The 23,464-nt window shown below is 66.4% G+C and carries 24 protein-coding genes; 5 read left to right on the top strand and 19 right to left on the bottom strand.

The window, feature by feature from the left end; all coding sequences use genetic code 11:
- Window positions 1-6: 6 nt before the first annotated feature.
- The 4 genes from LN047_RS17755 to LN047_RS17770 all read right to left on the bottom strand — a co-directional run bounded on the left by LN047_RS17755 (window position 7) and on the right by LN047_RS17770 (window position 3,969).
- On the bottom strand, window positions 7-1,305 hold the full coding sequence (locus tag LN047_RS17755; RefSeq protein WP_373979736.1) for an efflux RND transporter periplasmic adaptor subunit: 1,299 nt from the start codon (window positions 1,303-1,305) through the stop codon (window positions 7-9).
- Between the two features lie 204 nt (window positions 1,306-1,509).
- Complete coding sequence (locus LN047_RS17760) at window positions 1,510-1,815, bottom strand: winged helix-turn-helix domain-containing protein (RefSeq protein WP_373979737.1); 306 nt, start codon at window positions 1,813-1,815, stop codon at window positions 1,510-1,512.
- Between the two features lie 350 nt (window positions 1,816-2,165).
- Window positions 2,166-3,362: a patatin-like phospholipase family protein gene (locus tag LN047_RS17765; protein WP_062839098.1), complete on the bottom strand. Its 1,197-nt coding sequence runs from the start codon at window positions 3,360-3,362 to the stop codon at window positions 2,166-2,168.
- A gap of 10 nt (window positions 3,363-3,372) precedes the next feature.
- Window positions 3,373-3,969, bottom strand: coding sequence for a DUF4136 domain-containing protein (locus tag LN047_RS17770; protein ID WP_081100888.1), 597 nt, complete (start codon window positions 3,967-3,969; stop codon window positions 3,373-3,375).
- 175 nt (window positions 3,970-4,144) lie between these two features.
- On the opposite strand from LN047_RS17770, the gene LN047_RS17775 reads away from it, so the two are divergent.
- On the top strand, window positions 4,145-4,939 hold the full coding sequence (locus LN047_RS17775) for a TOBE domain-containing protein (RefSeq protein WP_056323883.1): 795 nt from the start codon (window positions 4,145-4,147) through the stop codon (window positions 4,937-4,939).
- A 39-nt stretch (window positions 4,940-4,978) separates the two neighbouring features.
- Here LN047_RS17775 and LN047_RS17780 read toward each other — a convergent pair whose 3' ends face one another.
- The 8 genes from LN047_RS17780 to LN047_RS17815 all read right to left on the bottom strand — a co-directional run bounded on the left by LN047_RS17780 (window position 4,979) and on the right by LN047_RS17815 (window position 10,740).
- Window positions 4,979-5,665 (bottom strand): sulfate/molybdate ABC transporter ATP-binding protein, encoded by a 687-nt coding sequence (locus tag LN047_RS17780; protein ID WP_373979738.1) that lies wholly within the window; start codon window positions 5,663-5,665, stop codon window positions 4,979-4,981.
- Window positions 5,662-6,348 (bottom strand): molybdate ABC transporter permease subunit, encoded by a 687-nt coding sequence (modB, locus tag LN047_RS17785; protein ID WP_373979739.1) that lies wholly within the window; start codon window positions 6,346-6,348, stop codon window positions 5,662-5,664. Before modB ends, LN047_RS17780 begins: the two co-directional genes overlap by 4 nt.
- A gap of 27 nt (window positions 6,349-6,375) precedes the next feature.
- Window positions 6,376-7,134, bottom strand: a complete 759-nt coding sequence (gene modA, locus LN047_RS17790) for a molybdate ABC transporter substrate-binding protein (protein WP_056323877.1) — start codon at window positions 7,132-7,134, stop codon at window positions 6,376-6,378.
- A 130-nt stretch (window positions 7,135-7,264) separates the two neighbouring features.
- The gene (gene speD / locus LN047_RS17795; RefSeq protein ID WP_063956351.1) at window positions 7,265-7,615 is read right to left on the bottom strand and encodes an adenosylmethionine decarboxylase; all 351 of its coding nucleotides are present in this window, start codon (window positions 7,613-7,615) and stop codon (window positions 7,265-7,267) included.
- A complete protein-coding gene (locus tag LN047_RS17800; RefSeq protein WP_172802197.1) occupies window positions 7,612-7,776 on the bottom strand; it encodes a hypothetical protein in 165 nt (54 codons plus the stop codon). The genes speD and LN047_RS17800 overlap by 4 nt, the downstream gene beginning before the upstream one ends.
- A complete protein-coding gene (locus LN047_RS17805) occupies window positions 7,777-9,252 on the bottom strand; it encodes a DUF4178 domain-containing protein (RefSeq protein WP_373979740.1) in 1,476 nt (491 codons plus the stop codon). It lies immediately after the preceding gene.
- A gap of 6 nt (window positions 9,253-9,258) precedes the next feature.
- Window positions 9,259-10,314, bottom strand: a complete 1,056-nt coding sequence (locus tag LN047_RS17810) for an SPFH domain-containing protein (RefSeq protein ID WP_373979741.1) — start codon at window positions 10,312-10,314, stop codon at window positions 9,259-9,261.
- A gap of 39 nt (window positions 10,315-10,353) precedes the next feature.
- Window positions 10,354-10,740: a DUF350 domain-containing protein gene (locus LN047_RS17815; protein ID WP_062839104.1), complete on the bottom strand. Its 387-nt coding sequence runs from the start codon at window positions 10,738-10,740 to the stop codon at window positions 10,354-10,356.
- Window positions 10,741-10,829: 89 nt separating this feature from the next.
- Between LN047_RS17815 and LN047_RS17820 the strand changes: the two genes are divergently transcribed.
- Genes LN047_RS17820 through LN047_RS17830 form a run of 3 tightly spaced genes read left to right on the top strand, consistent with a single transcriptional unit; the run spans window position 10,830 to window position 15,240 of the window.
- On the top strand, window positions 10,830-12,341 hold the full coding sequence (locus LN047_RS17820; protein WP_373979742.1) for a polyamine aminopropyltransferase: 1,512 nt from the start codon (window positions 10,830-10,832) through the stop codon (window positions 12,339-12,341).
- On the top strand, window positions 12,341-13,984 hold the full coding sequence (locus tag LN047_RS17825) for an NAD(P)-binding protein (protein ID WP_373979743.1): 1,644 nt from the start codon (window positions 12,341-12,343) through the stop codon (window positions 13,982-13,984). Before LN047_RS17820 ends, LN047_RS17825 begins: the two co-directional genes overlap by 1 nt.
- Window positions 13,985-13,992: 8 nt before the next feature.
- A complete protein-coding gene (locus LN047_RS17830; RefSeq protein WP_373982151.1) occupies window positions 13,993-15,240 on the top strand; it encodes an NAD(P)/FAD-dependent oxidoreductase in 1,248 nt (415 codons plus the stop codon).
- 3 nt (window positions 15,241-15,243) lie between these two features.
- On the opposite strand, the gene LN047_RS17835 is transcribed toward LN047_RS17830, so the two are convergent.
- The 4 genes from LN047_RS17835 to LN047_RS17850 all read right to left on the bottom strand — a co-directional run bounded on the left by LN047_RS17835 (window position 15,244) and on the right by LN047_RS17850 (window position 18,691).
- The gene (locus LN047_RS17835) at window positions 15,244-15,573 is read right to left on the bottom strand and encodes a ribonuclease E inhibitor RraB (protein ID WP_152384927.1); all 330 of its coding nucleotides are present in this window, start codon (window positions 15,571-15,573) and stop codon (window positions 15,244-15,246) included.
- A 136-nt stretch (window positions 15,574-15,709) separates the two neighbouring features.
- On the bottom strand, window positions 15,710-16,504 hold the full coding sequence (locus LN047_RS17840) for an ABC transporter ATP-binding protein (protein WP_056323852.1): 795 nt from the start codon (window positions 16,502-16,504) through the stop codon (window positions 15,710-15,712).
- 1 nt (window position 16,505) lies between these two features.
- Window positions 16,506-17,396, bottom strand: coding sequence for an ABC transporter permease (locus LN047_RS17845; protein WP_056323849.1), 891 nt, complete (start codon window positions 17,394-17,396; stop codon window positions 16,506-16,508).
- A 323-nt stretch (window positions 17,397-17,719) separates the two neighbouring features.
- Window positions 17,720-18,691, bottom strand: a complete 972-nt coding sequence (locus LN047_RS17850) for an ABC transporter substrate-binding protein (RefSeq protein WP_226846327.1) — start codon at window positions 18,689-18,691, stop codon at window positions 17,720-17,722.
- Between the two features lie 280 nt (window positions 18,692-18,971).
- On the opposite strand from LN047_RS17850, the gene LN047_RS17855 reads away from it, so the two are divergent.
- Entirely contained in the window at window positions 18,972-19,928 is a 957-nt protein-coding gene (locus LN047_RS17855; protein WP_056323843.1) for an aldo/keto reductase, read from the top strand.
- Between the two features lie 4 nt (window positions 19,929-19,932).
- Here the strand turns inward: LN047_RS17855 and LN047_RS17860 are convergent, their stop codons facing one another.
- The 3 genes from LN047_RS17860 to LN047_RS17870 form a co-directional block, all read right to left on the bottom strand.
- The gene (locus LN047_RS17860; protein ID WP_056323841.1) at window positions 19,933-20,904 is read right to left on the bottom strand and encodes a tripartite tricarboxylate transporter substrate binding protein; all 972 of its coding nucleotides are present in this window, start codon (window positions 20,902-20,904) and stop codon (window positions 19,933-19,935) included.
- 175 nt (window positions 20,905-21,079) lie between these two features.
- Window positions 21,080-22,621: a malonyl-CoA synthase gene (locus tag LN047_RS17865; RefSeq protein ID WP_373979744.1), complete on the bottom strand. Its 1,542-nt coding sequence runs from the start codon at window positions 22,619-22,621 to the stop codon at window positions 21,080-21,082.
- A 4-nt stretch (window positions 22,622-22,625) separates the two neighbouring features.
- A complete protein-coding gene (locus tag LN047_RS17870; protein ID WP_373979745.1) occupies window positions 22,626-23,441 on the bottom strand; it encodes an enoyl-CoA hydratase/isomerase family protein in 816 nt (271 codons plus the stop codon).
- Between the last annotated feature and the right edge of the window lie 23 nt (window positions 23,442-23,464).

Consider the following 23,464-nt stretch of genomic DNA (forward strand, 5'->3'; position numbering starts at 1 on the left):
TGCCGCTTACGATTTCTGGCCGGCGGCCTTGTCCTGCGGGGCCGGCTCGGCCGGCTTGGCGCCGGGCTGCGGGGCGGGTTCGGCCGGTTTGGCGCCGGGCTGCGCGCCAGGTTCGGCGGGCTTGGCGCCGGGCTGCGTGGCGGGCGCGCCGCCCTGCGCGGGCGTGCCGCCCCGGTTCCATTGGCTGACCTGCACCGGCGCACCGGGGCGGATCTTCTGGAAGCCTTCGACCACGACCACGTCGCCTGCCTTCAGGCCGCTGGTGACCAGCCAGTTGTTTTCGTATGCGCCGCCAGTGGTGACCGGCGCCTGCGCGATCTTGTTGTCGCGCACCAGCATCAGGCTCTGCTTGCCGTCGGCCGTGCGCTGCAGCGCCTGCTGGGGAACCAGCAGGGCGACATCGTCAAAGCCCTGCTCCAGGCGGACCCGCACGTACATGCCGGGCAGCAGGATGCCATCGGGATTGGGGACCTCGGCGCGCAGGTTCACCTGGCCGGTGCTGGGATCCACCGTGATGCCGGTGAACAGCAGCTTGCCGGGATGTTCGTATTCGGAGCCGTCTTCGAGCACGACGGTGGCGCGGGCGGCGTCCTTGCCCACTTGCTGCAGACGGCCGCTGGCAAAGGCGCGGCGCAGGGCGGCCAGATCGGCGGTGGACTGCGTGAAGTCGACGTAGATGGGATCGAGCTGCTGCACCGTGGCCATTTGCGTGGCGGACGTGGATTCGACCAGCGCGCCCTCGGTGACCAGCGGCTTGCCGATGCGGCCGGTGATCGGCGAGGTGACGTCCGTGTAGCTCAGGTTGATGGCGGCGTTGTCCTGCGCGGCCTTCGCGGCGGCCACGGTGGCGTCGGCCTGGCGGAAGGACGCCACGGCGTTGTCGTATTCCTGCTTGCTGACGGCGTTGGCCTTGACCAGCGGCGCGTAGCGGTCGGCCAGGAGCTTGGCGCTGAACAGGTTGGCCTGCGCCTGCTTCAACTGCGCCGTCGCCTGATCGTAGGCGGCCTTGTAGGGCGCCGGATCGATCTTGAACAGCAGCTGGTTTTCCTTGACGTCGCCGCCCTGTTCGAAGGTGATGCGCTGCACGATGCCGGTGACCCGGGCGCGGATCTGCGCGTCGCGCACGGCATCCACGCGGCCCGGCAATTCCGAGACGATGGGCGCGCGCTGCGGCTGCACCGTGACCACGCTGACCTGGGGCATGCCGGGATTCATTTGGGGCTTTTCCCCGCAACCGGCCAATATCAGCGCGAGGACGCCGCCGGAAACAGCCAGACCCGAAATTCGTTTAGGCGAAAACCGCATTGAAACCCCCGCGTAGCGTAATGAATCGCATCGTGAAATCGCGTCAGGAACCGCAGCAATTCGAACGTGCCGAAGAGCAGCGATCAAATCATGACCAAGCGTCACCAACGACACGTGAATAGCCCAGTAATGTAACTCAGATATTGGGGAAATCACGTACTTTTAGGGGGTCCGGGGGAACTTTCAGGCGCAATTGCGCAACAGTTATTTGCTGTTGGCGAGCTCTCGGAGATTGCCCAGGAACGCATAGCCGACGCCATGCACGGTGTGCAGGGGCAGCCGCGCACCCGCTTGGCGGACCTTGGTGCGCAGCCGGCAGATCGCGACATTCAGCGACCGCATGTTCATGCCGCCACGCAGGTGTTTCACTTCCTCGCGGACCAATTCACGCTGCGGATTCCTGACCAGGCACGCGAAGCAGGCGCGCTCGACTTCGGTGAGGTCCAAGCGCGCGCCGTTGGGCAATTGCAGCGTCCAGCCCCAGTAGAGCAGGCTCCACCACCCGTCCACGGGGTCTTGGGGCAGACCCGGGGTCCAGCCGGCGGGCGGTTGCGTTCGCGTGGGGCTGCATGGGGGGCTGCATGAGGGGCTAAATGAGGGGCTGCATGCGGGGTTGCTAGCGGACGTACGCGCGGGCTTGCGCGTGCCGGGCTTGGCAAGAAAGGGAGCGGGCACAGGAGCATTCAAGGCGGATCTCCACCAGGATGGCAGCCGGCATGCAAGGGGCGGCCCGTCCCGGAACAAGGTTGCGGAATGTCCTTGAAGGCTACCTGCACGGCGCGGATTTGAGCCCGTCGCCGCGCATCTATCAGACCAATCCGACCTGCACACCCCGCCCACGACGGTAAGCCGCCGCCGCGCTACGAATGATGGGTCCCATTGCGATGGATATCGTGCGTGACAAAGCAGCTGTCCTGCGTGGGCCGGGCCAGGATGCCGGGTTTTTCCAGCGTATGGCGGATGTCCGCCAGGCCCGACTCCCAGTGCTCACGCATGGCTTCGGTGCCGAACTCGTAATCCTTGGAGTAGCGCTCGCGGTGCTTGGCTTCGTAAATGAGGTTGACGATGTTGGTGGCCGGCGTGTGCGAAAGCTTGCGGATGTCCGCCAGGTCGGGCGCGCTGCGTTCGCTTTCCGGCAGGCGTTCCAAGAGGCGCTGCAAGCCGTGCCGCAGTTTCAGGACGCGCCGCAGCTGGTCGGTGACCAGCCGGGTGCGGCTGGAATACTGGATGTCCTTTTGCCGCTCGGCCACCTCTTCCAGGGACGTCGGCAGCGGGCCGCGCGCGGGCCACAGGTCGACCTGGAACGCCAGCGTGTCGCGCATGTTGTCCGTGGTCAGCACCTGCGCAAGCGGCGTGTTGGATACGATGCCGCCGTCCCAGTAATGCTCGCCATCGATCTCCACCGACGGAAACCCGGGCGGCAAGGCGCCCGACGCCATGATGTGCTCGGGCCGCAGGGTGTCGTGCAGGCTGTCGAAATACGCAAAATTGCCCGAACGCACGTTGACGGCGCCGAAACTCGCCCGCACCGCGCCGCTGTTGAGCAGGTCGAAGTCCACGAACTGGCGCAGGGTGGCGGCCAGCGGCGTCGTGTCGTAGAAGCTGGTGGAGGCGGCGCCGCGCCCGCGCACCAGGTAAGGCGGCGGAAAGCGCGGCTTGAAAAAGCCCGGCTGGCCGGTCAACAGGGCTTGCAGCGCGGAGACCTGTCCGTTCATGGCGGGCGAGCCAAACCCGAAGGGCACCCCTTCGAACATGCCGTCCAAGGTATCGCCCCACGGCAGCGCGGCAAAGCCCGTGGGCCGGCAGATGCTTTCCCAGAAGCCGCGCAGGCGCTCGACGCGCTCGTCTTCCGGGGACCCGGCGATGATGGCCGCGTTGATCGAACCGATGGAAATGCCCGAAATCCAGTTGGGCCGGATGCCGGCTTCGTGCAGGCCCTGGTACACCCCAGCCTGGTACGAACCCAACGCCCCGCCCCCTTGCAGCACGAGCGCGACGGTGTCGTAGGGCGGCGTGTCGCCGGTGTCTTCGGCCAGTGCCTTGCGGCTTGCAGTCATGCGGCGTCCTCTAGCGCTTGGTCTTGTCCGGCACCTGCGGCGTCCCGACGCCGGCACGGAACGGATACTTGGCGAAGATCTCCGCCACCACCTTGTCCACGTTCTGCTGGGAACCGGCGCTGCCGGGATTCTGGACTTCGCCGACAGCGACGCCCTCCCAGACCAGTTGCCGCCGCCGCGCATCGACCAGGTCGACACTGAGCGTGCCCTCGGTGTATTGATAGACGTCGTCTCCCCAACCGTAGCCGGGCCAGCCGCCGTAAAAGCCGGTGCGGTAGCCGTAATACGGACCCATGGGCGCGAAGCCGGGCGTGACTTCGGTCTGCTGCTGGAGCTTGGCGCCAAAGTTCAACAACAGGTCGGGATTGGTGGCGCTGTAGGTATACCCGCGCATTTCCATCTGGCCGCGCGCCGCGCTCTTCAGGCGTTCAGTCAGCAGCGTGTTGTAGCCGGCCTTGTCCGTACCCAGCGGAGACATGTAGCCGAAGGTCTGATACTGCGCGAAATTGGCCTGGTGGTCATAGTCGCTCTTGACCGTGGGACCGGAGGCGCAGGCCGCCAGCAATGCCGTCATGGAACCCGCCGTCAGCATTTTCAACGCTTTCATGTCGATCTCTCCGTGAGTTCAAGGCGACAACATAGTGCCGCGAAGCCACCAAAGTTTCAACAGAATCTCATTCGCAACCACCAAACATCCGCCCGGAGTCGTCGCGGCCGCATTGCGCCCCGCGCCCGGTCCGTTACACTTCCCGTCGCTCCCGGCCACTCCTAGCGACACGCGCATGCTTGAACTCGACGGCTCCATTTGGTTTCGCTCCGGCGCCCAGACCTGGGGCGGCAAGAACCGCATCGACCTCCTGGCGCAGATCGACGCCACCGGATCGATCACGGCGGCGGCACGCGCCGTGGGCATGAGCTACAAGGGCGCCTGGGACGCCATCGACGCCATGAACAACCTGGCCGGTGAACCCCTGGTGCTGCGCGCGGCGGGCGGCAAGGGCGGCGGCGGCACGCAGCTTACCGATCGGGCGCGCGGCCTGATCGCGACCTTCCGGGCGCTTGAAGTCGAACACCGCAAGTTCATGGACAACCTGACGCGCGCGGGGCTGGATGCCAGCGGCGACATCGACCTGATGAGGCGATTCATGCTCAAGACCAGCGCACGCAATAAATTCCTGGGAACCGTTATCGAGATCCGCGCGGGCGCCGTCAACGACGAAGTGCTCCTGCGTATTGCCGGCGGTCATACCGTTACGGCCACGATCACGCGTGAAAGCACCAAAGAACTGGGCCTGGCTCCCGGCAAGGAAGCCATCGCACTGGTCAAGGCGTCGTCGGTCATCGTTGGCGCGCCGGGCCCGGGCCTGCGCCTGTCGGCGCGCAACCAGTTGCAGGGGCGCATCGCCGACCTGCGGCCGGGCGCCGTCAACAGCGAGATCCTGATCGCCATGGACGGCGGCACGACGCTGGCCGCCATCGTCACCAACGAAAGCGCGGCCGATCTGAAACTGGACGTTGGCGCCGAAGCCGTGGCGATTTTCAAGGCGTCCAGCGTGATCCTCGGCGTGCTCGACTGACGCGCAGCCGCCCGTGCAGGCGGCGGCCGCCCCGGCGCACTAGAGCCCGACGTCCTCGTCGTGGCGCCCCACCCTGCCCTCGCGCACTTCAAAGACCTCGTCGGCCAGCGCCTCGACGTCCGCGGGATCGTGCGTGATCAGCAGCATCGGCACATCCAGCTGGCGTTGCAGCGCGTCCAGCTCTTGCCGCATCTTGCCGCGCAGTTGCGAGTCCAGCGCGGAGAACGGTTCGTCCAGCAGCAGGATGTCGGGCTGCAGCATCAGGGCCCGCGCCAGGGCGACGCGCTGCTTTTGCCCGCCGGAAATTTCGTGGGGGTAGCTGCCGACAATGGCGCCCAGCTCGAACGCGTCGACCCAGCGCCGGGCCTCGCGCGTGACCTCGCGCCGGGGCGGATTGAACCACCCGCGGCGCAGGCCGAAGGCGATGTTCTGCGCCACGGTCAGGTGGGGAAACAGCGCATAGTCCTGGAACAGGTAGGCCACGCGGCGGGTCCGCGCGGGCAGGCAGATGCTTGTCTGGCTGTCGAACAGCACCCGTCCGTTGACCTCGATGCGCCCTGCATCCGGGCGCAGCAGTCCGGCCACCGCGCGCAGGGTCAGGCTTTTCCCCGCGCCGGACGGCCCGAACAGCGCGATGCGCTTGGCGGCCGACTTGAATTGCACGTCGAGTTCGAACTTGCGGTCGCCCGACACCATGTGCTTGCGCACGGAAAGGTCGATGCTCATCGCCCGCCTCCGTTGCGCCGGCCGGCGCCAATGGGCACCAGCTTGCCGGCGGCCAGCAGCACGACGATGCAGGTCACGGACGTGACCAGCACCAGCATGTTGGCGGTGGCGTCGTCGCCGGCCTGCACGGCTTCGTAGATGGCGACAGACAAGGTCTGCGTGCGGCCCGGCAGGTTGCCCGCGATCATCAGCGTGGCGCCGAACTCGCCCAGCGCACGTGCAAAGGCCAGCAGCACGCCTGCGACGATCCCGCGCGCGGCCAGCGGCAAGGTGACGCGAAAGAACACGCCCGCCTCGCCCACACCCAGCACCCGCGCCGCGTTTTCAAGCTGGCCATCCACGCTTTCGAAGGCGGCGCGGGCCGACTTGAACACCAGCGGAAAGGCCACCACGGACGCCGCGACCACCGCGCCCTGCCAGGTGAAGACGAGCTCGATGCCCCAGGCCGCCAGCGTTTCGCCGATGATGCCGCGCCGGCCCAGCAGCACCAGCAGGTAATAGCCCAGCACGGTCGGCGGCAGCACCAGCGGCAATGTCAGGATGGCGTCCAGCAGGTCGCGGCCTGGCCAGCGCCAGCGGGATAGGCAATACGCCGCGGCCGTGCCGGCCACGGTCGCCAATAGCGTCGCCCAGCCTGCCACTTTCAACGAAAGCAGCAGCGGGACCCAGACCGGATCACTCATCGGTATTCACTACGATTGAACGGACACTCAGGGCTTTTGGAATCCATAGCGCGACAGTATCGCCTGCCCGGCCGGCGACAGCACGTACTTGACGAAGCTTTCGGCTTCCTTGGCGGCGGCCTCGCGCGTGGTCAGCGCAATCGGATAGGTCACGGGCGTCTGCGATGGCACGCGCACGGCCACGTTGACCTTGCCCGGCATGACGGCCGCGTCGGTGGCGAACACAAAACCCGCATCGACCTCGCCGCGCGCCACGTAGTCCAGGCTCTGGCGCACGTTCTGCGCCAGCACGCTCTTGGCCTGCACGGCATCCCACAGGCCTTGGGCCTGCAACGCCGCCTGCGTGTAGCGGCCCACCGGCACCGAGGACGGATTGCCGTAGGCAATGCGCTTGATCTCGGGACGCTCCAGGTCCTTGAGCGTCTTGATGCCGGCCTTGCTGTCGGTCGGGACGATCAGCACGATCTCATTGGCCGCGAAATCGACCCGCGAGGCGGGCTTGACGGCCTTTTCCTCGACCGCCTTGTCCATCGCCTTCTGGTCGGCCGACGCAAACACGTCGGCGGGCGCGCCCTTCACGATCTGCTGAAGCAGCACATCGGAGGCGCCGAAATTCAGGATCACCTTGGTGCCGGGGTGTTCCTTTTCAAAGCCTTGCGCGACGTCCTTGAATGCGTTGGTCAGGCTGGCGGCGGCCGACACCACCAGTTCCCCCGCGCTGGCATTGGCGCCCCACGCGGCGGCGAGCGCCAGGGTCAGCGCGATGAGCGGGCGTTTGTGAAGCATGTCCTTCTCCTGTGGAAACCAACGATTCGGCATCGAAATATATCCAGGTATATAACGCTCGTCAATTTTGGCCCAGGCCGCATTTATGAAATATCAAGGAATAATCCAGGCCAGCCTGACGGGCTGCCTTCTAGCCGCGGGCAACCGTCGTGACGTCGACGGATTCGGGCGCCAGGGCGGCGCGCAGGAAATCGAGCGCGTCTTCGGGCCGGGCGGCCCCGCACATGAAAATGTCCAGGGCCGCGAAGCGGTGCTCGGGCCAGGAATGGATGCTGATGTGGGATTCGCTGAGCAGGATGACGCCGGTGACCCCCGCCCCTTCCCCGAAATGATGGAAATGCGCGCTCAGCACCTGCGCCCCGGCCGCGTGGGCTGCGGCGGTCATCTGGCGTTCCAGCGCCTGCGCGTCGGTCAGCAGGCTGGGCGCCACGCCGCGAAAGTCGGCCAGCACGTGGCGGCCGGGTGTTGCGTGGACGGTCACTTGTGGGATCCGCCCGATGACCAGCCCGATCCGCCCGAATAGCTGCTGCCCCAGCTGCTGCTACTGCTGCCGCCGGCCAGGCGCGTGCCCGGCGCACTGGCGCTGGTGGTGGCCAGCACGACCACCACCGCATAGATGGCATACAACAACTTGCCTTTCATCTATTCGTCCTCGCCCATCAGCGTGTCGGCCAGGAGGGCCGGAAGCCAGAGAAACGCCATCCCGATCAGCACCGGAATGAAGCGGCCGTCGAAGATGTTGCCGAAGTTCAGGAACAGCATCGCGATCAGCGCGCCCTTGGCCCACTTGCGGTAGCCCCCGGCGGCCTTGCCGGACGACATGCGCATGGCCTTCTGGCGGTTGAGTTCCGGCCGGTCGAACCACTGCGCCAGCTGCGCCGGCGACACCGGCGCCGACGCCGACCAGCCCAGTTCCTTGTCGCCCAGTTCTCGGGTCAGCTTCAGCGTGCCGACCTTGTAATCGGTGATCTGCGTGCTGTCGCCCACCTTCACGCGCCAGTTGAAGGCGCCCAGCGCCATTTCCACGCGTGAGGTGTAGTCGTACAGTTTTTTGTATTCGCGGTTGCGCCAGCGCACGCTGGAGGCGTTGTTATGGCTGGGCCAGGTGTCGCAAACCTGCACGCGTTCCCAGCCTTCGTCCGACTCCACCAGCCACACAAACCCCTTGGCGGCGTTGAACAGCAGGTACTCGGTCCAGCTGGACGGTTCTTCGGGGTCGGGATCGGCGCATTTCATGAGGCCGATCAGCGTGTAGTCCACGCCTTCCATCTTGGCGACCGATCCCAGCGGGAGCGTGGCGCGGATTTTCTCGACGCGCCGCGCCTTTTCGATGACCTCGGCGGTGGGTCCGGAACAATCGACGGCCGCCGCGCATGACGGGCAAACCACATTCGTGGCCATGGCAGCCACAAACGAGATCGGCGCGCCGCAGTTGGGGCAGTCCAGCGCCTTGATCTGGCCGCGAAAGCGCCCCGCCGTTTCCTCGACCTGCTCCGCGGTGCGCAGCGAGCCCGCCTGCATGGCGGACAGGTCGAACGCTTTGCCGATGTAGAGCTCGGGCTGCGGACCGTCGGAATAGTCGAGCGTGAGAAAAGCGTCCAGGCTCCGGTAGTCGGCCACCTTGGCCTGCCAGCCGTCACCCGGCACGAAGGGCAGCTCGCCCTGGGCGCCGCCGGCCTGGCTCACGCGCACGTCCGCCGCCACGAAGCGCTGGCCGTCCAGCTTGAATTCGTCGCCGGGCGAAATGCTGTCGAACGCCGGCATTTCCTGCGCGGTCTTGGCCTTGCGCCGCCGCGTGACGGCGTACTGGCCGGACGCGTCCGACAGCCAGCCGTCCGTGCCGTCCTCGAACCACAAGTACCACTCGTTCCAGAAGCCCTCGTCAAAGCGCATCTGGATGCGGCCGATGACGTCAAAGCGCTTGCCGTCGTGCGCGCCCGCCGCGCCCAGGCACAGCGGGGAATAGTCCTCCAGGACCTCCGCCGCCTCGCCGATGCGCTTGACCGACTCGGCATCCTTGAGCAAGGTGCTGCGGCAGGCGCCGCAGACCGCCATGACGGAGGCTGCGGACGTGAACTTGACTGGGGCGCCGCACTGCGGACACAGAACCTGCTGCATGGCGCCTTAACTGGTGAGTTTCTTCAGCACTTCGGCCTTGGCCGAATCGTAATCCGCCGCCGTGATGAGGCCCTTGTCCAGCAGGTCTTTCAATTGCTGCAGGCGCTGGACCGGATCGGCCTGCGCGGGTTGGGCCGGCTGCGGCGCCTGCTGCGGGGCGGTTTGCTGCGGGGGTTGCTGCGGATTCTGCTGCGGCTGGCCTTGCGCCGCGCCCAGGCCCTGCGCCATCGTCTGGCCAAGCGCCGCGCCCGCTGCCAGGCCCGCGCCGATGCCCGCGATGCCGCCCTCGTTCTGGGCCGCCAGCGGGATCGACGTCGCGGTCTGGTACTGCGTGAACTTACCCAGGTCGCCAGCCATGCCCATCGAGATCCGGGTGTCCAGCGCCTTTTGCAGTTCTTCGGGCAGCGACACGTTCTCGACCGTGAAGTTGTCCAGCTTGACGCCATAGCGGTCGAACACGGGCGCCAGCTGCTCGGCGATGCTCTGCGACATCAGCCCCTGGTTGCCGGCGATATCCAGGAACGGCACCTTGGAACTGCCCAGGGCGGTCGTCATGGCGGCCACGACCATGTTGCGCAGCTGCGCCTCCAGGTCGTCCACCGTGTATACGTCGCGCGTGCCGCTGATTTCGCGATAGAACTTGCCGGGATCGGAGATCTGGTACGAATACACGCCGAACGCGCGCAGGCGCACCATGCCGAACTCGCTGTCGCGCAGCGTGACCGGCTGGGCCGTGCCCCAGCGCCGGCCCAGTTGCAGGCGCGTGCTGAAGAAGATGACGTCCGACTTGAAGGGCGACTCGAACAGCTTGTCCCAGTTCTTCAGGTAGGTCAGGATCGGCAGCGTCTGCGTCGTCAGCTTGTACATGCCGGGGCCGAACACGTCGGCCACCTTGCCTTCGTTGACGAACACCGCCATCTGCGATTCCCGCACGGTCAAGCTGGCGCCGTACTGGATTTCGAAATCCTGCATCGGATGGCGCCAGGCGAGCACGCCGTCGCGATCCTCGTTCCATTGCAGGATGTCGATGAACTGCTTGCGAATGAATGAACCGAGACTCATGGAAAGTCCTCCTGTCAGATCGGGGATTGCGCGCCGCGCTCAGGTCAGGCAGGCGGCGTTGACGATGCCGGCCGCCAGCGAGATCGCGCCGATCAGGCCGCCCATGGCGATGTTGTTTTCCGCGATGGCGTCGGTCATGCCCTTTATGGCCTTGGACACGACGGCGTACACGACGATCTGCACGATCATCGCCGCCACGCCCCACACCACGAACATGACGAAGCTGGCGTGGACCGCGATGCTGGAACACAGGGTGAGGCTGAAACCGACCAGCGCGCCGCCATAGGAAAGGGCGGCGGCAATGTTGCCCTCGCGGATGAGGTCGAATTCCTTGTAGTGCGTGACGGCGGTGTAGACCGCCGTGAAAACGCCCAGCATGATGAGCGCTGAAACGATGTAGATCAGATAGGTCACCGCCGGATGCATTGCTTCTCCCATTGCCAGCCTCCCAATTGCGCGCAGTATATACGTCGCGTTCGATATACTGCGAACGCATTTTTTGGCTCGGACACCCTATGCGCGACCGCGTTCTCATTCTTTCAGTACTGATCGTCGCGTCCTGCGGCTTGGGCTACGAGCTCATCAGCAGCGCGCTCGCCAGCTATTTGCTTGGGGATTCGATCCTCCAGTTCTCGTCGGTGATCGGCTGCTATCTCTTCGCCATGGGCATCGGTTCGTGGTTGTCAAAATATGTAAGAGACGAAGACGTTCTGAATCGCTTCATCGACGTCGAGCTGCTGGTGGCGCTGCTGGGCGGCGTCTCGGCCGCGGTGCTGTTCCTGGTGTTCGCGTGGCTGTCCGCGCCCTTTCGCGCGGCCCTGTATGTGGGCGTCTTCATCATCGGGTTGATGGTGGGCATGGAGATCCCACTGGTGATGCGCGTGTTCAACCAGCGCAAGGCGGAATTCCGTGAAATCGTCAGCCGCGTTTTGACCTTTGACTACCTGGGCGCGCTGGCGGTGTCGCTGGTGTTTCCGTTGCTGCTCGCGCCCAAGCTGGGGTTGCTGCGCACCAGCTTTCTCTTTGGAATCCTGAACGCCAGCGTGGCGCTCTGGACCACGTGGCTGTTCCGTGCCGAAGTCAGCCGCCCCGGCGAGAAGGCCGTGCGCGCGGGCGTGGTGATCGGCATCCTGGGGCTGGGGTTCGTCTACTCCGGCAGCATGACCGCCTGGGCCGAAAAAGGCCTGTACGGCGACGACGTGATCCATGCGGAGACCACGCAGTACCAGCGCCTGGCGGTGACGCGCTGGCACGACGACCTGCGCCTGTACATCAACGGCAACCTGCAGTTCTCGTCGCGCGACGAACACCGCTATCACGAATCGCTGGTGCATCCGGGCCTGCAGGCGCTGCCCTGGGCGCGCAACGTGCTGGTGCTGGGCGGCGGCGACGGCCTGGCCGTGCGCGAGATCCTCAAGTACAAACACGTCGAGCACGTCACGCTGGTGGACCTGGACCCGGCCATGACGAACCTGTTTTCGCGTTCCGAGCCACTGGTCAATCTGAATGAAGGTTCGCTCAAGGACCCGCGCGTCACCGTCATCAATGACGACGCCGGCCGCTGGCTGGAATCCCACGCGCAGGTGTACGACTTCATCGTGGTGGACTTTCCCGATCCGTCCAACTTCGGCCTGGGCCGGCTGTATTCCGTGCCGGTCTACCACCTGATGGCGCGGCACCTGGCCGAAAACGGCTACATGGTCGTGCAGTCCACCTCGCCCTACTTTGCCCCGCGCTCGTTCTGGAGCGTGGACGCGACGCTCAAGGAAGCCGGCCTGAACACCTGGCCGTATCACACCTACGTGCCGTCGTTCGGCGACTGGGGCTTCATCCTGGCCAGCAAGCGGCGCGACTACGCGCCGCCCGAGAAGATCACGGTGGCCACGCGCTACCTGGACCCCGTCACGGTGCGCGAGCTCTTTCATTTTCCCGCCGACATGCCGGCGCTGGCCATGCCGCCGAACCGCCTGAACGAACAATCGCTCGTGCGGTATTTCGACGAGGACTGGCGCAAGGTCATCCGCTGATGCGCCGGCGCAGCTTCCTTTTGGGCGCTGCCACGGCCGCCGCCGCAGGCTCGGTCGGCTACTGGCGATCGCGCGTCGTCGAGACGACGCCGGACGTGCACTACCCGGGCATGCAGGCCGGCCACGCGTTGCGAGACAAGGCGGCCCTGCCGCATCCGTCGGGCACCCGGCAGCACCAGGTCGCCATCCTGGGCGCTGGCGTCGCCGGCCTGTCCTGCGCCTGGAAGCTGGCGCGCGAGGGCTTCACCGATTTCGTCGTGGTGCAGGGCCCCGAATTCGCGGGCAATGCCGCGGCAGGCCAGCGCGACAGCCTGGACTACCCAACCGGCGCGCATTACCTGCCCCTGCCGTCGCTGGCTTCGACTCACGTGCGCGAGATGCTGGCCGACTTCGGCATCCTCGAACACGGCGTGGGCGACGCCCGCCCCTACTACGACGAGGCGGTTCTCGTGCATTCGCCGCAGGAAAGACTGCTGCGCAACGGGCGCTGGGAAGAAGGCCTGTTGCCCATGACGGGCGTGCCGGACGCCGACGCCGCGCAGCACCGGCGCTTTCTGGCGCTGATCGATCGACTGCGCACGCAGGTTGGCAACGACGGCCGCAAGGTGTTCTGCATCCCGCTGGAACTGTCCTCGCGCGATCCGGCCTGGCGCGCGCTGGACGGGCTGACGTTCAAGGCGTGGCTGACCCAAGAAGGCTATACCTCGCCCGCGCTGCACTGGTATCTGAACTACTGCTGCCGCGACGACTACGGCGCGCGGCACGACGAGGTGTCGGCGTGGGCCGGCCTGCACTACTTTGCCAGCCGCGACGGCCATGCCGCCAACGCCGGCGAAGGCGCCGTGCTCACGTGGCCGGGCGGGCTGGCCGTGCTGGCCGACCGCATGCGCGAGGCCATCACCAAGCAGCTCGGCCACACCAGCTGGCTGCTGCAAGGCACGGCGATGCGCATCGACGAACTGCCCGCCGGCCCGCGCGTCCTGTGCGTGAAGGACTCGCCGGACGGCGCCGCCAGCGCCTATGCCGTGCAGACGCGCCGCACGGTGTGCGCCATGCCGCTTTTCGTCGCGCAGCGCCTGCTGCCCGACCTGCGGGCGTACGGCTACGACCCGGCCGTGCACACCGCGCCGCACGCGGCCTGGATGGTGTCGAACTTCGTCATGGACGGCTACCCGCTCGAAGCCCCCGGCGAGCCCCTGTCGTGGGACAACGTCGTCTACGAAGGCCAGGCACTGGGTTACGTCGTGTCCACGCACCAGCTGCTGCGCGTGGCGCGCACGCCGCGCAGCGTGTTCACGGCATATCACGCGCTAAGCGGCCAGACGCCGCAAGCGGCGCGCGACTGGCTGACGCGCGCCAGCCCGCAGGACCTGCGCGACATCGCCGCGGCGGATCTGGTTGCGGCGTACGGCAAGGAATTCTGGCGCAACGCCCGCCAGCTTGAGATCACGGTGCGCGGCCACGCGATGGCCTCGCCGGTCTGCGGCTACCTGTCCAATCCGGGCCTGGCTGCCCTGCGTGCGGTAGACGGTCCGGTGCTGTTCGCGCACGCCGACCTGTCGGGGTACTCAGTCTTCGAAGAGGCCTCATGGTGGGGCGTCAAGGCGGCAGGGCGTATCCTGGGCCACCACGAACAAGGATGAAAATCGACATGGGCAATCACGTCATCGTGCTGGGCGCGGGCATCGTCGGCGTCTGCTGCGCGCTGGAACTGCGCCGTCGCGGCATGACGGTCCTGCTCGTCGACCGCCAGGAACCGGGCATGGAAACGTCGCTGGGCAACGCCGGCGTGCTGGCCCGCAGTTCCTTGATGCCCTTCAATCATCCGGGGCTGTGGAAGCAACTGCCGCGCCTCTTGAAGAACGACACCGTCCAGTTCCGCTACCGCTGGCCGTATCTGGCGGCGAACCTGGGCTGGGCGGCGCGCTTTCTGATGAGCGCGCGGCCCGCCGTCTTTCAGGAAACCGCGCGGGCGCTGGACGGCCTGATCCGGCTATCCGCGCCCGAGCACCTGAAGCTGCTGGACCAAAGCGGCGCGCGCCATCGGTTGCGCGACACCGGATGGATCTTCCTGTACCGCTCGGCGCAGGCGTGGCAGGCCGGCGCGCTGGCGCGCCACACGTTCGCGCAGTATGACGTGCCCACGCAGGAACTGGACCCCGCGGCACTTACCGAAGCCGAACCCGCACTGTCGCCGATCTTTCACCGCGCGTTGTGGATCCAGGGTTCGTATTCGGTGGACGACCCGCACGAGGTCGTGGCCGCCTACGCAAATCTCTACCGGCGCGAAGGCGGCCAATTCCGGCGGCTGGACGCCCGCGGCATCCGCCGCGATGGCGCGTCGTGGATCGTGAACGGGGCGACGGCCTCCGAATCCCTGACGGCCGGCCGGCTCGTGGTGGCGCTGGGTCCGTGGTCCAAGGCGCTCTTGAAGACCACCGGCATCGACCTGCCGATGGCGTTTGAACGCGGCTATCACATGCACTACGGCGGCCGCGACGGCGCGCGCGTGACGCGACCCGTGTACGACACGGGCGGCGGCTACGTGCTGTCGCCGATGGCGCGCGGGCTGCGCCTGTCCACGGGCGTGGAGCTGGACGCCTGCGACGCGCCCGCGCGGCCGGATCAGCTTGCGCTGGCCGAACAGCGCGCGCGCGAGGCCTTCCCGTTGGGCGACCGGCTGGATGCGGCCGCCTGGCTAGGCCGCCGCCCCACCCTGCCCGACAGCCGCCCGATGATCGGCGAGGCGCCGCGTCATCCGGGCCTGTGGCTGGCGCTGGGACACCAGCACATCGGATTCAGCACTGCGCCGGGCACCGCGAAGATTCTGGCCGACCAGATGCTGGACGGCAGCGCCGCGGCGCGCCATCCGGCCTTCCGGCCCGGCCGCTTCATCTAGCGTTTACGCCACCTGTGCCACGTCCCAGCCGTCAAACAGCGCGCCGTACTCGTCGGCCAGGTCATTGAAGGCGTCGCAGCGCCGGAAGAGCTTGTCCGCGGGCAGGATCTCGATCTTGCTCACGCACATCGTCCAGCCGCCGTCTTCGTCATCGGCCTGTTCGAGGCTTTCCAACAGGTACTTGCTGTCGGCGATCTTGCGGAAGATCAGTTCCAGCGCGTGTTCCTGCGAGGCCATGAAGCAATAGCTCCATTTCAAGCGGCCGAACGTATCCCAACCGTTCTGCGCCATCTTGCTGTACATGCCGTCAATCGACGCCTGGCTGACTTCCATCGCTGCTGCTCTGCTTATCGTTTTTCAAGAGGCGGCGATGGTAGCAGAGGTCCGGTCCTGTGCTGGGCAACAGTCCGGGAAAAATTCGAAGCGAAAAAAAAACGCGGTCCGTGCAGACCGCGCCTTCTTTTCGACATCAGCCCAGCAACAGGGCGTCGTCCGACAGCTTCTCGCCCCGCACCCGCTCGAACATGGCAAGCAGGTCCGGCACGTCCATGCCGCGGCGCTCGTCGCCGGACACGTCCAGCACGACCTGGCCCTGGTGCAGCATGACCGTGCGGTCGCCGACGTCCAGCGCCTGGCGCATGCTGTGCGTGACCATCATGGTGGTGAGCTTGTTTTCGGCCACGATGCGCGCCGTCAATTGCAGCACGAAGTCCGCGGTGCGCGGGTCGAGCGCGGCGGTGTGCTCGTCCAGCAGCAGGATGCGCGACGGTTGCAGCGCCGCCATCAACAGGCTGACCGCCTGACGCTGGCCGCCGGACAACAGGCCGATGCGGTCAGTCAGGCGGTTTTCCAGGCCCAGCCCCAGTGTGGCCAGACGCTCGCGAAAGCCGGCTTTCATCGAGGCCTTCACGGCGCGGCTGTAGCCACGCGATGCGCCGCGCATCTGCGCCAGCGCCATGTTTTCCTCGATGGTCAGGTCTTCGCAGGTGCCCGCCATGGGGTCCTGGAACACGCGCGCCACGCTGCCGGCGCGCGCCCACACGGGCTGGCGCGTCACGTCCACGCCATTGATGTCGATGCGGCCGGAATCGACCGGCAGGTCGCCCGACACGGCGTTCAGGAACGTGGACTTGCCCGCGCCGTTGGAACCGATCACGGTCACGAACTGGCCCGACGGGATTTCCAGCGTCAGGCCGCGCAGCGCGCGGGTCTCGATGGGCGTCCCGGCGTTGAAGGTGATTTTCAGGTCTTTTGCGGACAACATATCAGCGCCCCTTCTTGCCGACCAGGCGGCGCTTGAGCATGGGGATGACCAGGGCGATCGTGACGAGCACCGCGGTGACGAGGTTCAGGTCCTGCGCCTTCAGGCCGATGAAATCGCTATTGAGCGCCAGGGCGATGAAGAAGCGGTAGACGATGGCGCCAATGATGACGGCCAGCGTGGCCAGCACCAGCTTGCGCGACGGCAGGATGCTTTCGCCGACGATGACGGCGGCCAGGCCGATCACGATGGTGCCGATGCCCATCGAGATGTCCGATCCGCCCTGCGTCTGCGCAAACAGCGCGCCGGCCAGCGCGACCAGCGCGTTGGACAGCGCCATGCCGCCCAGGATCATGCGGCCGGTGTTCACGCCCTGCGCGCGGGCCATGCGGCCGTTCGAGCCGGTGGCGCGCACCGCCAGGCCGGTCTGCGTGGCAAAGAACCAGTCCAGCGCCAGCTTGCACAGGATGACGATCACGATCAGGATCAGCGGGCGCGCGACGTAGTCGGAAATCCACGCCGGCTGCAGGATCGTGAAGACGGTGGGTTCGGTGATCAGCGGCACGTTGGGCTTGCCCATGATGCGCAGGTTGATCGAATACAGGGCGATCATCATCAGGATGCTGGCCAAGAGATCCATGATCTTGAGCTTGACGTTCAGCCAGCCCGTGACCAGCCCGGCCGCCGCGCCCGCGATGGTGGCGATGATGGTGGCGGAAAACGGATCGGTGCCCGATGCGATCAGCGTCGCACAGACTGCGCCGCCCAGCGGAAAGCTGCCGTCCACGGTCAGGTCGGGGAAGCGCAGCAGGCGAAAGGAGATGAAGACGCCCAAGGCCACCAGGCTGAAGATCAGCCCGATCTCCAGTGCGCCTAACAACGAGAACAATGACATGGGTCAGATCCAATCAAGATAAGAAACGAGCATATTAAAGAAGTGAAACGCGCGATTTCTTGCGTTCACGGGTCAGTTTTACCCGAGCTTTCGCAATAAACGTTTCCCGGCATGGATTTTCTCTCGTTTCCCGCCCACGTGTCTTCCCCGCCGGCGGCGCCAGCGGACGTGCGAGACCTGTCAAGGAAGCAACAACGCCGGGCCGCGAACGTCTTGTGAACGCTGCCGCCCTATGGAACATCGGGTAAGCCAGACACCACGAAAAACGCAAGAAAAACCCCGCGCACGCCGGATAGGCATGGCGGGGCCGATATCGCGCCGTATTATTTCACGACCACCGCGGCCGACTTGATCAGCGCGTCGGACAGGGTCACGCCCTGCTTGGCGGCCGCGCCCGGATTCACGTAGAGCTCAAGCTTGGAGCTGGTTTCAGACGGAATCGCGCCGGGCTTCTCGCCCTTCAGGATGCGCACGACGATCTTGCCGGTCTGCACGCCCAGATCGCGGTAGTTGATGCCCAGGGCGGCAATGCCGCCGCGCTTGACGCTGTCGGTGTCCGAGGCGATCAGCGGGATCTTGGCGTCGTTGCCCACCTTGACCAGCGACTCATACGCCGACACGACGTTGTTATCGGTGTTGGTGTAGATGACGTCGACCTTGCCGATCAGGCTGCGGGCCGCCGAAGCCACGTCCACCGAGCGCGGGGCGGCGGCTTCGACGAGGCTCATGCCCGACTTGGGCAGGATTTCCTGGAGCTTCTTGACGACCACGACCGAGTTGGCCTCGCCCGGGTTGTAGACGATGCCCACGCGCTTGGCGTTGGGCAGGATCTTCTTGATGAGTTCGACTTGCTTGTCCAGGGCCAGCAGATCCGACACGCCGGTCACGTTGGTGCCCGAGGCGTCCATGCTGGACACGAGTTGCGCGGCGACCGGATCGGTCACGGCGGAATACACCACCGGCACGTCCTTGGTGGCGGCAACGACAGCCTGCGCCGACGGCGTGGCGATCGCGACGATGGCGTCCGGGCGGTCGCCGACGAACTTGCGGGCGATCTGGGCGGCGGTGCCGTTGTTGCCCTGAGCGCTTTGATACTGCCACTTCAGGTTCTTGCCCGGCTCGTAGCCGGCTTGCTTGAGGGCGTCCTGCACCCCGTCACGCACGGCGTCCAGCGCCGGATGCTCGACGATGGCGGTCACCGCGACGGACTTTTGCTGCGCGACGGCCGGCGCGGCGATAGCCATTGCCAGCGCCATCGCGCCAACCGTCAGAAAATGGTGTTTTCCGATCAGCATATGTTTGCTCCTTGAACCCGTGGTATTGCTTGTTGAAGTTGCCGGTGTCTTCATGGCCGCCGCGGGATTTGCCACCCGGGTTTGCCACCCGTTCGGCCAGCCATAAAGCCGTATAGTCTAACGTGCCGCCCACCAAATGGAGTTGGGGGGAATCCCTGTAATGGTGCATCCATAACGGCATGCCCCGCCACGGGGCAGCGGCGTGAATATACTGACCACCGCCGGGCGAACGCCGTTCATCCCGTTCCGCGCGCCCGGCGACGGCATCCCGAGGCCAGCCATGATCAAACGCGCATTGGGCCGATCCGGCCTGCAGGTTCCCCCGCTCACATTCGGCGGCAACGTCTTCGGCTGGACCGTCGACGAGGCCGGCACCTTTTCGCTGCTGGACGCGTTGCTGGACGCCGGCCTGAACTTCATCGACACGGCGGATATGTATTCGCGCTGGGTGCCGGGCAACCAGGGCGGCGAGTCCGAAACCCTGATCGGCAAGTGGCTCAAGCGAACGGGCAAGCGCGATCAGGTCCTGATCGCCACCAAGGTTGGGATGGAAATGGGGCCTGGCCAGAAGGGGCTGTCGCCCGCCTACATCCGGCGCTCGCTGGAGGCGTCGCTCGCGCGCCTGCAGACCGACTACGTGGACCTGTACCAATCCCACCAGGACGACCCGGACACGCCGCTGACCGACACCCTGGGCGAATACGCCAAGCAGATCGAGGCCGGCAAGGTGCGCGCGATCGGCGCGTCCAACTACACGGCGGTGCGGCTGTCCGAAGCGCTGATCGCCAGCGAGCGGCACAGCCTGCCGCGCTATGAAAGCATCCAGCCCGAGTACAACCTGTACACGCGCGAACCCTTCGAATCCGGGCTGCAAAGCCTGGTGAAGACGCAGCAGATGGGCACGATCAACTATTTCGCGCTGGCCAGCGGCTTTCTTAGCGGCAAGTACCGCAGCCCCGGCGATGCGGGCAAGAGCGCGCGCGGCAAGAAGATCGTCGAGACCTACCTGAACGACCGCGGCTACCGCATCCTGAAGGCGCTGGACGAGGTGTCCGAGGACGCCGGCTGCACGCCCGCGCAGGCCGCCCTGGCCTGGCAGATCGCGCAGCCGGGCATCACCGCGCCCATTGTCAGCGCCACCTCGCTGGCCCAGCTGGACGAACTGGTCAAGGCCGCCAGCCTGACGCTGACGCACGACCAGCTGGCCCGGCTCAGCCAGGCCAGCGATTGGCGGTAAGGCGCTAGTCCAGCGTGACGCCGGAGTCCTTGACGACCTTGGCCCAGCGCTGGACTTCGCTGTCGACGAACTTGCCGAACTCGGCGCCGGTCAGCGTGGGCACGCCGGTGCCGTTGCCCGCCCAGGTTTCCTTCAGCTTGGGCGTGTTCAGCGCCTTGGTGATCTCGGCGGCCATCCTTTCCGTGGCCTCCTTGGGCGTGCCGGCGGGCGCCCAGATCGCGTACCAGGTCGACACGACGTAGTTCGGCACGCCGGCCTCGGCGGCTGTCGGCACGTCGGGCAGCGACGGCGAACGCTCCGTGGCGGCCACGGCCAGCGGCTTGATCGCGCCGGCGCGGATGTGCCCGGCGGACGAACCCAGTCCGTCGAAGGCCAGATCCACCTGCCCGCCGATCAGCGCCGACAGCATCGGGCCCGCCCCCTGGTACGGCACGTCCACCAGCTTGACCCCGGTCTGCATGGCGAACAGCTCGCCGGCCAGGTGGTGCGTGCTGCCCTTGCCCGCAGTGCCGAAGTTGATTTCGCCCGGCCGCTTCTTGGCGTAGTCGATGAACTCCTGCAAGGTCTTGACCGGCAACTTGCCGGCATTGATGACGACGACCTGCGGCGGCTGCGCCACCAGGGCGACCGGCACGAAGTCCTTCTGGATGTTGTAGCTCAGGCTCTTGTACAGGGACGGCGCCAGCGCATGGTGCGCCCCGCCCATGAAGAACGTGTAGCCGTCGGGCTTGGCCTTGGCGGCAACGCCGGCGCCCACGGTGCCACCCGCGCCGCCCTTGTTGTCGATGACCACCGTCTGGCCGAGCTGCGTCGTGAGCTGCGCGGCCAGCGGACGGGCGAACGTGTCCGTACCGCCACCGGCGGGGAACGGAACGATCAGCGTGATGGGGCGTTCGGGCCATTGCGCGGCGGCAACGCCGCCAAAACCCAGGGCTGCCACGGCGAACACGGCCGCGGCGGTGGTGCGATAGTTCATTTTGTCTCCTCTTGCTGCATCGGGGGACGGCGCCTGTTTTTTGGCGTCTCGTCGCTGGAATATCTTTTTCTTCTGAATGCTGAGGGCAGGTCTTCTCGGGATATTGGACGGGGATGCGTCTCCTTGGATGCGGTAAAAAAATGCCGGTCCCGCGGGGGACCGGCACGATGTGGGGTTATAGCGCCTTGTAGGTGTCGCGAAGCACGTTCTTCTGCACCTTGCCCATGGTGTTGCGAGGCAGCTGGTCGATGATATGCACGCGCTTGGGCACCTTGAAGTTGGCAATGCGCGATTTCAATTCCGCCTGCATCGCCGAGGCGTCCAGCGACGCGCCGTCCTTGGGCACCACCACCGCCACCACGGCCTCGCCGAAGTCGGGATGCGGCACGCCGATCACCGCGGATTCCGACACGCCCGGCATGTCGTCGATCAGCGTCTCGATCTCCTTGGGGTACACGTTGTAGCCGCCCGAGATGATGAGATCCTTGCTGCGGCCGACGATCGACAGGTAGTCGTCGGGCGCGGCGCGGCCGGCGGACTCGCCGCCCCAACGGCCCACGTCGCCCGTCTTGAACCAGCCATCTTCCGTGAATTCCTCGCGGGTCTTTTCGGGCATGCGCCAGTAGCCCGAGAACACATTGGGGCCACGCACCTGCACGTTGCCGATCTCGCCCGCCGCAAGCGGCTTGCCGGCATCGTCGACCACGCGGACCTGCACGCCGGGCAAGGCGCGCCCGACGGTGCCGGCCAGACGCTCGCCCAGCGCGGGGTCATAGGGATTGGACGTCAGCATGACGGTCTCGCTCATGCCGTAGCGCTCAAGAATGGGATGGCCGCTGCGTTCCTTGAAGTCCGAGAACGTCTCGGCCAGCAGCGGCGCCGAGCCCGAGATAAAGAGGCGCATGTTGGCGCACACGTCGCGGTTGAAACGCGGATCGGCCAACAGGCGCACGTAGTACGTCGGCACGCCCATCATCACGGTGCTCTGCGGCAGGTAGTGCAGCGCCTGGTCGGCGTCCAGCTTGGGCAGCCAGATCATCCGGGCGCCCGCCAGCAGCGCGCCATGCGAGGCCACGAACAAGCCGTGCACATGGAAGATCGGCAGCATGTGCAGCAGCACGTCGTCCTCGCGCCAGCCCCAGTATTCATGCAGGGTGCGCGCATTGGCCGCCAGGTTGCCGTGCGAGAGCATCGCGCCCTTGCTGCGGCCCGTGGTGCCCGAGGTGTACAGGATCGCGGCCAGGTCGTCCGGCTTGCGTTGAACCGTCTTGAAGGTTTGCGGCAGGCTGCCGGCGGCCTCCAGCAGCGTGCCGGTGCGGTCCTCGTCCAGCGTGAAGACGTGCGGGCAGCCGGCCTTGTCGGCGGCGCGCTTGACCCAGTCCAGGTTCTTGCTGGCGCACACGACGACGGACGGCTCGGCGTTGCCCAGGAAGTATTCGATCTCGGATTCGCGGTAGGCGGTGTTCAGCGGCAGGTACACCAGGCCCGCGCGCAGCGTGGCCAGGTACAACAGCAGCGCCTCGGGCGACTTCTCGACCTGCACGGCCACACGCGCGCCGTCGGGCAGGTTCAGCGATTGCAGCAGGTTCGCCAGGCACGCGGTCGTGCGGTCGATGTCGTCCCAGGTGTATTGGAGGTCGGGCGTTTCCAGCGCGACTTTGCTGCGGTCTTTGGGAAAGCCGCCTTGCAGGACAGCGTATAGGTTGGCGTTGCTCACCTGTCTAGTCTCCGGAAAAGGAAGGGTCTTCGCCGGCCAGGAAGGCACGCACGCCTTCTCTGTGGTCCCGGCTTTCGGCATAGGAGAAATAATCCTGGTACTCGTCCTCGGTCAAGGCCGCGCCCGTGGCGAGCCTGGCGGACAAGCGCTTATTGATGCGGGCGGCCAGCGGCGCGCCCTGGGCAATGCGGTCGGCGCTGCGCCGGGCCGCTGCCGCGACCTCGCCATCGTCGACGATGCGGGTCAACAGGCCCAGGCCGCGCGCCTCGTCGGCGCCGAACACACGGCCTTCCAGCAGGATGGCCAGCGTCGCCGCCCGGCCGGCCAATGCCAGCAGGCCGCGCATTTCGTCCGGGGCCATCGGAAAGCCCAAGCGGTTGATCGGCACGCCGAAGCGGGCCGATGCCCCGGCGATGCGCAGGTCGCATTGGCAGGCGATTTCCAGACCGCCGCCCACGCACACGCCTTCGATCTGGGCGATCACGGGTTGCGGGCATTGCGCCACGGCCTGCAAGGCGGGGGCCAGGATCTCGCGGTGATAGCGCTGCACGCCGGCCAGATCGGCGCGTTCGGCCGGAAACTCGCGAATGTCGGCGCCGGCCGCGAAATTGCCGCCCTCGCCGCGCACGATCACGCAGCGCACGATATCGTCCTGCGCGATGCGCGTGAAGACCTCGCGCAGTTCGCGCCACATGCCGACCGTGATCGCGTTCAGGCGTCCCGGATGCGACAGCGTCACCCAGGCCAGATGCCCTTCGCGCTCAAGCCGCACACGGTCTTGGCCTTGGCCTTGGCCATGGCCAGCCACGTTCTCCGTCATGTCCCCTGCCCTCGTTGTTGTTG

It is taken from the genome of Achromobacter sp. JD417 (assembly GCF_041879325.1).
Taxonomy (GTDB): domain Bacteria; phylum Pseudomonadota; class Gammaproteobacteria; order Burkholderiales; family Burkholderiaceae_B; genus Achromobacter; species Achromobacter mucicolens.